Here is a 13,642-nt window from a genome sequence, read left to right as displayed (position 1 = left end):
CATAACCCTGTTTTTTTTTGATAATAGTAACAATCATTAAAATCGAACACTAGTGAAATATATTAAAATACAAAGGTGATTTTGATCATGGCTAAAGATCAAGTACTAACCCCTGAACAGGTTATTGATAAAACAAGAGAATACTTAAATGATGAGCATGTAGGGATGGTCCAGAAAGCCTATGAGTATGCAAGGGATGCCCATAGTGAGCAGTACCGTAAGTCTGGTGAACCCTATATCATTCATCCCATCCAGGTAGCAGGAATACTCGCGGATCTGGAAATGGATCCGGCAACCGTCGCTGCCGGTTTTCTTCATGATGTAGTGGAGGATACCGGTGTTTCTCTTGGAGAAATCGAGGAAGCATTCAATGCGGAAGTGGCCATGCTTGTAGATGGGGTCACAAAGCTTGGAAAGATTAAATATAAGTCACAGGAAGAGCAACAGGCTGAAAATCACCGGAAAATGTTTGTGGCTATGGCTCAGGATATCCGGGTCATTCTGATTAAATTGGCAGATCGCTTGCATAATATGAGAACGTTGAAACATCTGCCACAGGAGAAGCAGCGAAGAATTGCAAATGAAACCCTGGAAATCTTTGCCCCATTGGCGCATCGTTTAGGGATTTCAAAGATCAAATGGGAATTAGAGGATACCTCTTTGAGATATTTAAATCCTCAACAGTATTATCGTATTGTCAACCTGATGAAGAAAAAGCGTGCGGAGCGTGAAGAGTATTTAGAGGACGTTGTAAATGAGGTTAAGGATAAATTAGGCGACGTGAAAATCACAGCGGAAATCTCAGGCCGTCCTAAACATATATACAGCATTTATCGCAAAATGGCTCTTCAGAACAAGCAGTTCAATGAAATATATGACTTATTGGCAGTACGTGTTGTGGTAGATAGCATAAAGGACTGCTATGCCGTTTTAGGGATCGTTCATACGTGCTGGAAGCCAATGCCTGGCAGGTTCAAAGATTATATCGCCATGCCGAAACCGAATATGTATCAATCACTTCATACGACTGTCATCGGGCCTAAAGGGGATCCCCTTGAAGTACAGATCAGAACCCTTGAAATGCACCAGATTGCTGAATACGGTGTAGCGGCACACTGGGCATATAAAGAAGGAAAAGAAGCGAACGAAACGGTTTCCTTCGAGAAAAAGCTTTCCTGGTTCAGGGAGATATTGGAGTTCCAGAATGAATCTGCAAATGCTGAGGAGTTCATGGAATCTCTTAAGATTGATCTCTTTTCTGATATGGTCTTTGTGTTCACCCCTAAAGGGGATGTACTGGAACTGCCATCGGGATCTGTTCCGATTGACTTTTCATATCGCATTCATTCAGAAATCGGTAACAAAACGATCGGTGCCAAGGTAAATGGCAAGATGGTCACTCTTGACTATAAGCTGAAAACAGGGGACATCATCGAAATACTTACGTCCAAACATTCATATGGCCCTAGTCAGGATTGGCTGAAGCTTGCGCAAACATCTCAAGCAAAGAACAAGATCAAGCAATTCTTCAAAAAGCAGCGAAGAGAAGAGAATATTGAAAAAGGCCGGGATTTAGTAGAAAAAGAAATCAAGAATCAAGATTTCGATGTGAAAGAAATCCTTACTCCTGAAAATATTAAACGTGTGTCAGAGAAGTTTAATTTCTCAAATGAAGAAGATATGTATGCAGCCGTTGGGTATAACGGCATTACGGCCGCTCAAATTGCGAATCGCTTAACGGAAAGAGACCGAAAGAAACGTGAACAGGAAGATAGCCTGGAAGAAACGATGAAGGAATTAAATGCTCAACCTGTCAAGCGTAAAAAAGACGCAGGTGTTCAGGTAGAGGGGATTGACAATCTTCTTATCCGACTATCACGTTGCTGCAGTCCTGTTCCCGGGGATGAGATTGTAGGGTTTATTACAAAAGGCCGTGGGGTTTCTGTCCATCGGGCTGACTGTACAAACGTTATGGCTGATGAAGTAGAGCAGCGTCTCATACCAGTGTCATGGGAAAGTGATGGAAATGACCGCAAAGAATATAATGTGGATATTGAAATCTCCGGTTACGATCGCAGAGGTCTATTGAATGAAGTGCTTCAGGCGGTAAACGAGACGAAGACGAATATATCTGCCGTAAGTGGAAAATCCGATCGGAATAAAGTGGCAACCATCAATATGTCCATTTCGATTCACAATATCTCCCACTTACACAAAGTCGTGGAAAGAATTAAACAAATTTCAGATATTTATGCTGTAAGGAGAATCATGAATTAAAGGAGATTTCTTTATGAGGGTTGTACTGCAAAGAAGTAAAGAAGCCTCCGTCACTGTTGATGGAGAAGTAAAGGGAGCGATTCGTTCAGGTGTTGTATTGCTTGTGGGGATCACCCATGAAGATACGGAAGAAGACGCTCGTTATGTTGCAGACAAGGTAGTGAATTTGCGTATTTTTGAAGATGAAGAGGGGAAGATGAATCATTCTTTGCTGGATGTAGAAGGCGAGATTCTCTCCATCTCTCAATTCACTCTTTACGGGGACTGCCGTAAGGGAAGAAGGCCAAACTTCATGAGTGCAGCGAAGCCCGATCACGCAGAGTCTGTTTACGACTACTTTAATAAGGTATTAAAAGAAAAAAGTATTAAAGTGGAAACGGGCGTATTTGGAGCCATGATGGACGTGAGTTTAACGAATGATGGTCCTGTTACGTTAATGATAGAAAGTAAATAATAAAAAGCTGATCCTTCATTTAGCTAAAGGATCAGCTTTTTTATTCATGAAGCATACTGCATTGGGCGCAGCATCAGTTAGTAAAGTAATCTCCTAACCCATGATAGATAGCCGTTGCCGCCAGGTCTTGGAAATACTGTGTATTGACATTGGCTTCCTCTGCCGGATTACTTAAGAACCCCAGCTCCAAAAGGACAGCCGGCTGATTGTTTTCACGAACAACGTGATAATCTCCTACCCGTACACCCCGGTCTTTCGTCGGTAACCGCTCTGCAAGGCTTCCATGAATTTCATCTGCCAATTCTTCCTGGTGACCTTGATAATAGTAGGTAGTATGCCCGACGATAGAGGAATCCAGAATGCTGTCAAAATGGAGGCTGATAAAGGCATCAGCCTGATAATAATGAGATAATGATACCCTTGATGGTAATGAAAGATATTCATCGTTTTTCCTTGTTAAGACCACTTTGGCTCCAGCGCTCTTTAGCTTTTCGGCAAGGAGTTCCCCGGTTCTCATGGTAAGGAGCTTTTCCAATGTCCCACTTGCTCCGATCGTTCCGCTGTCCCTGCCTCCATGCCCCGGATCAATCACCACGACTTTATCTTGTAAGCCGCCGCTTCGCTTGCGTGGAGGAGTGGTGTTCTCCCCGGTGCTGGATCGGATGGACACCACCCAGCCGGCAACAAAACCTGCACTGCCGTCATCTAATTCAATTTCATACCAATCTCCGTTTTTGCTGATAACGGGGAAGCTGTCACCACTGGAGCCCCGTTCGATGACGCTTGCCCTGGCGTTTGCTTCACTTCTGATATTGGTACCATTGTATAGGACTGTGACGTTTTCTTTTTCTGAAGATGGTTCACTCTCATGGGCGGAGGCAGTAACGGTCTTTTGGACATACCAGCCGGCAATCCAGCCTTTTTTCCCATTTGAGAGCTTAATCTGATACCAATTGTTTTTCTCTTTTAATAAGGAATATTTCTCCCCTTTTGAGACCTTTCCAACGACGCTCCCGTTTAATGAGGTTTCATCACGGACATTTAAACTGTGAACCGTAATGATTCCTACAAGATTTGTGGACGAGGAGGCGGGCTCCTCGTCATTGGCAATCGAAGAGAATTCTACATATGCATCGTTCACCCACGCCTTGTCGCTGCCAAATTGAATCTCGTACCACCCGCTGACACTTCCTGTTACCTCTACATGATCTCCCTTGTTTAATACTCCAAGGACGGAACTTTGAAGAGAAGGGGAGGTTCGAACATTTAGGGAGTTGTCGGTGATGATTCCTTGTTTATTCTCACTCTTTTTCGATGGGGAAGGAGTTGCGTTGTTTTCCGACACATATTCCTCATGCACCCAGCCGCTGCCCTTATCCGATTCGATGAACAGCCAGTCACCCTCTTCGTCGGAAACGGATACTCTATCACCGGAGTTTAGAACCGTCACGACTCCTTCAGAGGTGCTTGGGCCTTTTCTGACGCGTAACCCATCTGTGATCACCCGTCTTTCCTGTTTGGGAGAAACGTCGGAAGCGGCAGCTTCTACTGAGACCAACCATTCGGCAACCCAGCCCTCTCCACTATCGGTCGTGACCTTATACCACTCATTTTGTGTATCTACTATACTGTACTCTTCCCCTCTATGTACCTTCGTCAGAACGGGATAACTGAGTCCAGGACCCGTCCGGACATTCAGAGTCGAAACACTGATTGTGGCCGTACCTGAATCTGCATGTGTATAATCAGCTTCAAGTGCCTGAAAAGGAATGATCATGAGCACAATCAGTATCGATGCAATAATTTTCTTAATCATCGTCACCTCCTGTTAGTAATAAACAAACACAATAGTAATATCGGATCCTTTCACTAAGATATTGATCAAAATTCCGACGGTTTATCGAAAAAACCCTTAAGGTTTTAATACGATAAAAAAAATTAAATTCCTCTAAAACGAAATAAAAATAGGTAATTGGAAATGATAGAGTTAAGGAATGTTTTGAAAGGATGATTGAATTGAGGTCAAGTGAAAAAGGGTTTATGAATGCAAATGGTGATAACCAGCTGTTCGGTGTTGATTTTCACCAGTTTCTAGAACGTGAGAAAGATGCATTGAATGTGGAACTTGCTTCCGAGTTCGGGTTATCGTTGAAAGAAGTTAAGTTACTGAAAAAGAAAATGGAAAGATCGTAACGAAATTTTTTTAAACCTCTTGACATGAACTAACGGCATCCGTATCATTATAGAAATAAAATAACATTTACAAAAACCGTTGATCGAGCATAGTAGCTGACACCCACGTGTAAAGAGAGGAAATGCCTTGGCTGAGAGCATTTCTACAATGTGACTTAGTGAATGAACACTCAGGAGGTTTCTCTCTGAAAAAGGTTCTTTAGTAGGAGATGAACGTACCAGGCGTTAACTGGCTAAGTGGAGGTCTTGATAGACTTCAATTAGGGTGGCACCACGGGAATAACAGCTCTCGTCCCTTGTATTATATACAAGGGATTGAGGGCTTTTTTTATTTTACATAAATTTAACTGTATTCGAGAAGGAGGAAATCATCTTGTCCATTCAAATTCCAAGAGGTACACAGGACATTCTACCAGGTGAAGTAGAGAAGTGGCAGTATGTAGAGGAAGTGGCAAAGAATCTTTGTCACGCCTATCAGTATAAAGAAATCCGCACCCCTATCTTCGAGGCGAGCGAACTATTTACCCGAGGTGTAGGAGATACAACGGATATCGTACAGAAAGAAATGTATATGTTTGAAGACCGTGGAGGCAGAAGCTTGGCACTGCGACCTGAAGGCACCGCTTCTGTTGTTCGATCCTTCGTAGGCAATAAGATGTTCGGTCATCCGAATCAACCAACAAAGCTCTTTTACTCCGGACCTATGTTCAGGTATGAAAGACCACAGGCCGGCCGGTACCGTCAATTTGTCCAGTTCGGGGTTGAGGCATTAGGAAGTGAAGACCCGGCGATTGATGCGGAAGTGATTTCATTAGCGATGGGGATTTACAAGAAACTGGGACTGACTCAATTAAAGTTAGTCATTAATAGTCTTGGAGATGCGGGTAGCCGAAACGCTCACAGAGAAGCGCTGATCAATCACTTTAAACCAAGAATCGATGAATTCTGTGGAGATTGTCAAAATCGTTTAGAGAAGAATCCACTACGTATCCTGGATTGTAAAAAAGACCGCGATCATGAATTAATGGCTACGGCACCATCGATTCTCGATTACTTAAATGATGAATCGAAAGCCTATTTCGAAAAGGTCCAATCCCACTTAACCGGGATGGATGTTGAATTCGTAGTCGATCCGACGCTTGTTCGCGGCCTTGATTATTATAATCACACTGCCTTTGAAATCATGAGTGACGCAGAAGGCTTTGGAGCCATCACGACCCTTTGTGGTGGAGGGCGTTACAATGGACTGGTGGAAATGATCGGTGGTCCTGAAACCCCTGGAATCGGTTTTGCCTTCAGTATCGAAAGACTTCTTTCCGCTCTGGAAGCTGAAAACGTTGAACTTCCAATCGAGCAAGGTGTGGATTGCTTTATTGTTTCACTGGGAGAAGAAGCAAAAGATTATGCTGTTAAACTCCTTCACAACTTAAGACAAGTGGGAATTTCTTCAGAGAAGGATTACCTGGATCGCAAGGTGAAAGGTCAATTTAAGGCAGCTGACCGTTATGAAGCGAAATATGTAGCCGTCATTGGCGATAACGAAATACTAGAAAATAAAATCAATCTTAAAGATATGTCTACTGGTGAGCAGGAAGAAATAAGTCTTGATCATTTCGTAGAAAATGTAAAGAACAAACTCGGTAAATAAGCACCTGGATTTGACAAGGAGGAGAATATGATGACAAAAAGAACGGCGTATTGCGGAGAGATAACGGAATCATACACAGGTGAAAAAATCACCTTAAAAGGCTGGGTTCAAAAGAGAAGGGACTTAGGTGGATTAATCTTTATCGACCTTCGTGATAGAGAGGGCATTGTTCAAGTCGTGTTTAATCCCGATTTATCAGAAGACGCTCTGGCTCTTGCGGAAAAAATTCGTAATGAGTATGTATTAAGTGTGACGGGAACTGTCGTAGCAAGAGGAGAAGGAACGGTGAACCCCAACCTGAAAACAGGAAAAGTGGAAATTCACGCAGAAGAGGTTCAAATCATAAATGAAGCCAAGACCCCTCCATTCATGATTGATGATCAAATGGAAGTGTCTGAAGATGTTCGCTTGAAATACCGTTATGTAGATCTTCGTCGTCCAGCGATGATGGAAACATTTAAGATGCGCCATAATGTTACTACTTCATTCCGTAGTTTCTTAAACGATAACGGATTTCTGGATGTGGAAACGCCGATTTTAACAAAGAGTACGCCAGAAGGTGCCCGTGACTATTTGGTACCAAGCCGTGTACATCAAGGTGAATTTTACGCGCTTCCTCAGTCACCGCAAATTTTCAAGCAATTGTTGATGGTATCCGGGTTTGACCGTTATTATCAAATTGCCCGTTGTTTCCGTGATGAGGACCTTCGTGCAGACCGTCAACCTGAATTCACTCAGATTGACATGGAAATGAGCTTTATGGATAAAGAGCAAATCATCTCCCTGGTAGAGAGTATGATGAACAAGCTGATGAACGATGTGAAAGGCTTAGACGTTCAAATTCCATTCCCTAGAATGTCGTATGATGATGCTATGAGCCGATATGGTTCAGACAAACCGGACACACGCTTTGGAATGGAACTGGTCGATGTATCAGAAATCGTGAAGGATTCAGGGTTTAAAGTATTCTCCGGTGCGGTCTCAAATGGTGGTCAAGTGAAATTAATCAATGTAAAAGGCGGAGCTTCCGGGTATTCCCGTAAAGACATTGATGCGTTGACAGAATTTGTTTCCGTTTATGGTGCAAAAGGTCTCGCCTGGTTAAAAGTAGAAGAGGAAGGCTTAAAAGGACCTATCTCCAAATTCGTGACAGAAGAAGATGCTGCACAAATTTCTGTTTCAGCCCATGCAGAAGCAGGAGACTTGTTACTGTTTGTCGCTGACAAAAAGACAGTAGTAGCGGATGCCCTGGGTGCCCTTCGTCTGAAATTAGGAAAAGAATTGGGATTGATTGATGAAACGAAATTCAATTTCCTATGGGTGACAGACTGGCCATTACTTGAGTTTGATGAAGGTGAGAACCGCTATTATGCCGCTCATCACCCGTTCACTATGCCAGTGAGAGAAGACCTGGAACTGCTTGAAACAGATCCCGGTGCTGTTCGTGCAGAAGCTTATGACCTTGTATTAAATGGATATGAGCTGGGCGGAGGTTCTCTTCGTATTTACGAGCGTGACATTCAAGAAAAAATGTTCAGCGTACTTGGATTCTCCAAGGAAGAAGCGGAAAAACAGTTTGGTTTCCTTTTGGAAGCCTTTGAATATGGAACACCTCCACATGGCGGAATCGCCCTTGGGCTTGACCGTTTAGTGATGCTACTTGCAGGTCGCACGAATCTTCGTGATACGATTGCCTTCCCGAAAACGGCAAGTGCAAGCTGTGTACTGACGGACGCTCCTGGTGGAGTAAGTGAAGCTCAATTAAAAGAGTTATCTTTGTCGCTCGATGTAGAATAATGTAATTAAATTCCGGGGGTCATTCATTGAAAACATCATGGTGATATGATATTATTTAAACAATCACAAACGAGTCCTGATGTGTGCGACGTTTTTACCTAACAGTTTTGACCGAACACTTCAAACTTTGGGAGCTTGACGTTTCTGCTAGGCGTTCATGCCCCGTGCCGGGGACTAACAAATAGTGGAATAAAGCACCCACCTGCCGAGAGCGGGTTCAAAACGAAGGAAATGATGGCGGCGGCACGATTGGGACTCATCCAAACATGATAGTTTAACGAAGATCTTATAGAATGAAAAGTCAGGCTGAATAGAGGCCTGGCTTTTTTGTTGGGACTAAATCTTCTCTTAATGGGGTAAACGAAGGGAGAGGGACAACATTTCATATTGATTTTCGGTCCTATATCCTTTATTCTAATTCAGTATAAACCTAGTTGAATACTTATAATGGAGTTGATTATTTTGCTACACCAGTTTTCACGAAATGAACTAGCGATCGGTAAAGAAGGACTTCAAACCCTTAAAAATAGTACGGTGGCAGTATTGGGAATCGGGGGAGTGGGATCCTTTGCAGCTGAGGCTTTAGCCAGATCGGGTGTAGGCCGTCTTGTGTTAGTGGATAAAGATGATGTGGATATCACCAACGTCAATCGTCAAGTCCATGCATTGCTCTCTACAGTGGGTCAGCCAAAGGTCGATCTGATGAGGGACCGCATTAAGGATATTAATCCAGACTGTGAAGTCATTGCTTTAAAGATGTTCTACACGGAGGAAACATACGAGGAATTTTTCAATCAGGGATTGGATTATGTGATCGATGCTTCTGATACGATTTCCTATAAAATTCACTTAATGAAAGAGTGCATAAAACGAGATATTCCTCTAATCGCGAGCATGGGAGCGGCGAATAAAACCGATCCCACACGCTTTAAAATTGCGGATATCAGTAAAACGCATACGGATCCAATTGCCAAGGTGATTCGTACCCGCCTGAAAAAAGAAGGAATTAAAAAAGGCGTAACCGTTGTCTTCTCTGATGAAAGTCCGATTGTCATCCGTGAAGATATTCGAAAAGAAGTAGGAAAAGATGATGCAAAGATTCGTAAAGCGCAACTTCCTCCGTCTTCCAATGCGTTTGTTCCATCGGTTGCAGGTTTGATTGCAGCCAGTCATGTGATGAACCAGCTGTTAAAGCATATTGAAATTAAAAGAGTAAAAGACAAATAATGCCCAGAAAAAGGACTGAATCTAAAATGGATTCAGTCCTTTTTCTATACTTTAAGCAGTACGGCGAATTTTCTATCCAACTTCAAGCCTCCTCTTAGCCAGCTGTACACATTCTTGAAAACTAATTCCATTAATTGGGTTAAAAAAGGATTGACTGTTTAATGTGTCATAGTGTACTATCTAACTAGAACACCATGACACGTTAAAAGGAGTGCACGTATGAACGCTTTTACAGGTCTTCTTTGGAAAGACTTTAAAACCTCTAAGGTTTGGTTTTTTGGCTGGTTAGCGATTATTTTTCTGATTTACATTATTGGATTGGTGATCGGGAATTTCGTCAAAGAGCCAACGATTGTTCAAATCTTTCTCATCATGATCGGTGTATTTCATTTTGCCTTTCTTCCGGGCATCGTATGCTCCATGCTTCGTCTGGAAGGGAAAACACAGCTCTGGCTTCACAGTCCCTATAACGGGTTTATGCTCTTGTTGCCCAAGTTGATTATTGCATTTATTTACTCCACTTTGTCACTACTGTTAGTGGATGGCCTGGGGATCATCTCCATGCTCATGTATCCGGAAGCCTCTCTTTTCTCCTATTGGCCGATTAAAGAAGGCATCTTCTTTAATTTAGGCGTAACGGTGGTGGGCCTGTATATATCCGGATGGACGATTTTCTTATGGACCTTCTACCACTCTCTTTCAAAGTATCCATCCATCAAGAGTATACGATGGATTTTTGTAGCTGGTTTTATCATTGTGTATCAAAGTATTGTCGCATTTCTTATGAGCATTAAATGGGTGGAAAGATTACTCTTCGATACTTTTACTGTTGAAGTGAGTTCGGGCGTCTTTTTCTCGGTTGGTTCCAATCAGGCGAAGGCCGGTTTTGATCCTGAAATGATCCCGCTGCCCTTGCTGCCGTTTGTATTCGAGGGAATAGTCATGATAGTCGTATTTATCATTTCATGCTGGTTATTAGATCGTAAGGTTGAGGTGTAATACATGACAGAGGAATATACAGCTTCCAAGCCGATATACCTTCAAATAGCTGATCGAATCATACGTGAGATTGTAAGAAAAGAATTAACTCCGGGTGACAAACTGCCCTCTGTCCGGGAAATGGCCGTTCAATCCGGGGTGAATCCAAATACCATTCAACGTACGTACAGCGAATTAGAAAGGATGGAAATTGTGGAGACGAGGAGAGGGCAGGGAACATTTGTAACGGAAAAGGAAGAGGTTCTTTCAGTTTTGAATGAAAAGGTCCAACAGGAAGTGATTGAATCGTTCATTAAGAATATGAAAGAACTGGGATTAACAAAAGAACAAATGATAAATGGCGTCGAGAGATACCTTGCCCAAAGAGGGGAGGAATAGAGATGGTTGTGAAATTTGAAGGTGTAACCAAAAAATATGGAAATGAAATGGCCTTAAAGAATACGTCGTTTCAATTTGAAAAGGGTAAGATTTATGGTCTTTTAGGTCCGAACGGCAGCGGAAAATCGACCACTTTGAAGATGATCGCAGGTTTAGTTCTTCCGAGTGCAGGTACTGTGACCATGAACGGCAAGCCTGTTACCCGGAAACAAGCAAGTGAAGTGGCGTATCTTACTGAATTGGATATGTTTTACGAAGCATTTACCGTTGATGGGATGATCCGGTTTTACGCCTCTCAATTCTCAGACTTTGACTTGACCCGTGCTCATGAGTTAGTGGGATTTATGGAGCTGGATAGCAAGAAGAAGATCAAGCATTTATCGAAAGGAAATCGCGGCAGACTGAAGCTTGTTCTTGCCCTGTCCCGAAATACGGAGGTCCTGCTCCTGGATGAACCATTTTCAGGTTTGGATCCCATGGTAAGGGACTCCATCGTGAAAGGTCTCTTATCCTATATCGATTTCGGGAATCAGACAGTGATCATAGCAACCCATGAAATCGATGAAATTGAAGGGATACTTGATGAAGCGTTCATTATCAATGATGGAGAAATTAAAGGGCACTGTCAGGTAGAAGAGCTTAGAGAAATAGAAGGATTGTCAGTCCTGCAGTGGTTGAAACAAACAACGAAAAAAGAAGGGAAGATGAAGTGATGAAGACGGTTGTGCAATTACAGGGTGTCTCAAAAGTCATTAAAGGCAAGACCATTATCGATAATTTATCCTTTGATGTGTATGAAGGGGAAGTATTCGGTTTTCTGGGACCTAATGGAGCAGGAAAAACGACGACGATCCGAATGATAGTAGGACTAATGAATATTTCAAAAGGAGACGTCCTGATTTCTGGGAAGAGCATCAAAAAAGATTTCGAAGGTGCCATTAAGGATGTTGGTGCCATCGTTGAAAACCCGGAGCTCTATAAGTTCATGTCGGGATATCAAAACTTAAAACATTTTGCCCGCATGCAAAATGGAATCACCGAAGAAAGAATGAAGGAAGTCATCGAACTTGTCGGTTTAACAGACCGCATCAATGATAAAGTGAAAACTTATTCACTTGGAATGAGACAGCGCTTGGGTCTGGCGCAATGCCTGCTCCATAAACCAAAGCTCCTCATACTCGATGAGCCTACAAATGGACTGGATCCTGCCGGTATCCGCGAAATTCGTGCGTATATCAGAAAGCTTGCCCAGGAAGAGGGTATGGCGGTTATCGTATCGAGTCACTTATTATCTGAAATGGAAATGATGTGTGATCGTATCGGGATCATCCAATCCGGAAAGCTTGTGGATGTGCAGCAGGTGCGTGATTTTGTAGAGGGGTCAGAGCAGGTTTATCATTTTGAGGTAAATGATGCTGAAAAAATCCAAGCTGTACTGAAATTATTTGATCCAGCAATTAAATATGAAGCCAAGGGTTCGGAAGTTCAGGTAGCTCTAACAAAAGAGCAAGTCCCGAATGTCATTCGCGCTCTAGTGGAAGCAGATGTTCAAATTTATAGCGTTATGCCAATTGCCAAAACATTAGAAGACAGATTCTTAGAAATTACGAATGATAAAGGAGAGGTCGTGCATGCTTAGTCTTATCAGAAATGAATGGACAAAAATATTCAAGCGGGTCGGAACGTATGTAATGCTCGGATTACTTATTCTTATTATTGGTGTTACGGCTGCTTTCACCAAGTATGATGACGGAAAAGCAAAGGAATCGGAAAACTGGAAGCAGGAACTGACAGGACAAGTGGAAGCAGATAAGCAAATGTTATCTGAAAATCCAAGTATGAATAAGTTTATCGTGAAAGACACCGAAAGAAGGATTGCTATTAATGAATATCGAATTGAAAACGACATTCAGCCTAAAGTGAAAGAAACCGTTTGGACGTTTGTAGAAACGAATGCATTCTCCGTTCTTGTTGTAGGTCTGTTTGCCATCATCGTGGCAGCGGGAATTGTGGCAAGTGAGTTCAGCTGGGGCACTATCAAGCTTTTGCTCATCCGCCCTATTTCCAGGACTAAAATCCTGTTATCTAAATATTTCACCGTCATTTTATTCGGAATGAGTATGCTACTTGTATTATTCGTTGTATCATTCCTGATCGGCCTTCTATTATTTGGCGGAACAGATCAATCAACTCATTTGGCGTATGTGGATGGAAAGGTAGTCGAACAAAATATTGTCGGGTACCTGATTAAAACATATTTATTGAAAACCATCGATGTCGTGATGATGGCTACGATGGCATTCATGATTTCGACCGTATTCAGAAGCAGCTCACTGGCTATCGGGATTTCCCTGTTTCTATTATTTGTGGGAGCCAATGCAACGAGCCTGCTCGCTCTTCGATTCGACTGGGCAAAATTCAGTCTGTTCGCGAACACAGATCTGACTCAATATACAGGTTTCACACCACCGCTAGTGGACGGCATGACCATGGGCTTCTCGATCACCATGCTCATCATCTACTTCATCATCTTCCAGCTGCTGGCCTTCATCGTCTTTAATAAGAGGGATGTAGCGGCATAGAAAAGCGGAGGCGGCTTGGTCAGACCCGACAAGCATAAGGCGAACATCCCGGAAAGGCGTCCTTTGCCTTTTTGGGAAGTTTGACTT

Annotated in this window: 12 protein-coding genes, 1 other RNA gene and 1 other annotated feature; of the genes, 12 read left to right on the top strand and 1 reads right to left on the bottom strand. The window is 42.7% G+C overall.

The window, feature by feature from the left end; genetic code table 11:
* The first annotated feature begins 87 nt into the window (after nucleotides 1-87).
* Both Q1B03_RS04610 and dtd read left to right on the top strand, forming a co-directional pair.
* On the top strand, nucleotides 88-2,277 hold the full coding sequence (locus Q1B03_RS04610; RefSeq protein WP_299738673.1) for a bifunctional (p)ppGpp synthetase/guanosine-3',5'-bis(diphosphate) 3'-pyrophosphohydrolase: 2,190 nt from the start codon (nucleotides 88-90) through the stop codon (nucleotides 2,275-2,277).
* A gap of 13 nt (nucleotides 2,278-2,290) precedes the next feature.
* Nucleotides 2,291-2,731 carry a D-aminoacyl-tRNA deacylase gene (gene dtd, locus Q1B03_RS04605; protein ID WP_299738671.1) on the top strand — a complete coding sequence of 147 codons (441 nt, stop codon included), beginning with the start codon at nucleotides 2,291-2,293 and terminating at the stop codon, nucleotides 2,729-2,731.
* Between the two features lie 73 nt (nucleotides 2,732-2,804).
* Here the strand turns inward: dtd and Q1B03_RS04600 are convergent, their stop codons facing one another.
* Nucleotides 2,805-4,547: an SH3 domain-containing protein gene (locus Q1B03_RS04600; protein WP_299738668.1), complete on the bottom strand. Its 1,743-nt coding sequence runs from the start codon at nucleotides 4,545-4,547 to the stop codon at nucleotides 2,805-2,807.
* Nucleotides 4,548-4,747: 200 nt separating this feature from the next.
* Between Q1B03_RS04600 and Q1B03_RS04595 the strand changes: the two genes are divergently transcribed.
* The 10 genes from Q1B03_RS04595 to Q1B03_RS04550 all read left to right on the top strand — a co-directional run bounded on the left by Q1B03_RS04595 (nucleotide 4,748) and on the right by Q1B03_RS04550 (nucleotide 13,555).
* Nucleotides 4,748-4,924 (top strand): RNA polymerase subunit sigma-70, encoded by a 177-nt coding sequence (locus Q1B03_RS04595; protein ID WP_113971304.1) that lies wholly within the window; start codon nucleotides 4,748-4,750, stop codon nucleotides 4,922-4,924.
* A gap of 70 nt (nucleotides 4,925-4,994) precedes the next feature.
* Nucleotides 4,995-5,224, top strand: a binding site (T-box leader).
* A gap of 73 nt (nucleotides 5,225-5,297) precedes the next feature.
* The gene (gene hisS, locus Q1B03_RS04590; RefSeq protein WP_299738665.1) at nucleotides 5,298-6,572 is read left to right on the top strand and encodes a histidine--tRNA ligase; all 1,275 of its coding nucleotides are present in this window, start codon (nucleotides 5,298-5,300) and stop codon (nucleotides 6,570-6,572) included.
* A 30-nt stretch (nucleotides 6,573-6,602) separates the two neighbouring features.
* A complete protein-coding gene (aspS, locus tag Q1B03_RS04585; protein WP_299739646.1) occupies nucleotides 6,603-8,369 on the top strand; it encodes an aspartate--tRNA ligase in 1,767 nt (588 codons plus the stop codon).
* Nucleotides 8,370-8,439: 70 nt separating this feature from the next.
* Nucleotides 8,440-8,629, top strand: a non-coding RNA gene (gene ssrS / locus Q1B03_RS04580) — 6S RNA.
* A 202-nt stretch (nucleotides 8,630-8,831) separates the two neighbouring features.
* A complete protein-coding gene (locus Q1B03_RS04575; RefSeq protein ID WP_299738663.1) occupies nucleotides 8,832-9,596 on the top strand; it encodes a tRNA threonylcarbamoyladenosine dehydratase in 765 nt (254 codons plus the stop codon).
* Between the two features lie 219 nt (nucleotides 9,597-9,815).
* Nucleotides 9,816-10,595 carry a hypothetical protein gene (locus Q1B03_RS04570; protein ID WP_299738661.1) on the top strand — a complete coding sequence of 260 codons (780 nt, stop codon included), beginning with the start codon at nucleotides 9,816-9,818 and terminating at the stop codon, nucleotides 10,593-10,595.
* A gap of 3 nt (nucleotides 10,596-10,598) precedes the next feature.
* Entirely contained in the window at nucleotides 10,599-10,973 is a 375-nt protein-coding gene (locus Q1B03_RS04565; protein ID WP_299738659.1) for a GntR family transcriptional regulator, read from the top strand.
* A 2-nt stretch (nucleotides 10,974-10,975) separates the two neighbouring features.
* Nucleotides 10,976-11,686, top strand: coding sequence for an ABC transporter ATP-binding protein (locus Q1B03_RS04560; protein WP_299738656.1), 711 nt, complete (start codon nucleotides 10,976-10,978; stop codon nucleotides 11,684-11,686).
* Entirely contained in the window at nucleotides 11,686-12,612 is a 927-nt protein-coding gene (locus Q1B03_RS04555) for an ABC transporter ATP-binding protein (protein ID WP_299739644.1), read from the top strand. The genes Q1B03_RS04560 and Q1B03_RS04555 overlap by 1 nt, the downstream gene beginning before the upstream one ends.
* Nucleotides 12,605-13,555: an ABC transporter permease gene (locus tag Q1B03_RS04550; protein WP_299738654.1), complete on the top strand. Its 951-nt coding sequence runs from the start codon at nucleotides 12,605-12,607 to the stop codon at nucleotides 13,553-13,555. Before Q1B03_RS04555 ends, Q1B03_RS04550 begins: the two co-directional genes overlap by 8 nt.
* Nucleotides 13,556-13,642: the final 87 nt, after the last annotated feature.

This window comes from uncultured Rossellomorea sp. (genome assembly GCF_947488365.1).
Classification (GTDB): Bacteria; Bacillota; Bacilli; order Bacillales; family Bacillaceae_B; genus Rossellomorea.
This window is presented reverse-complemented; position numbering and strand designations above follow the sequence as displayed.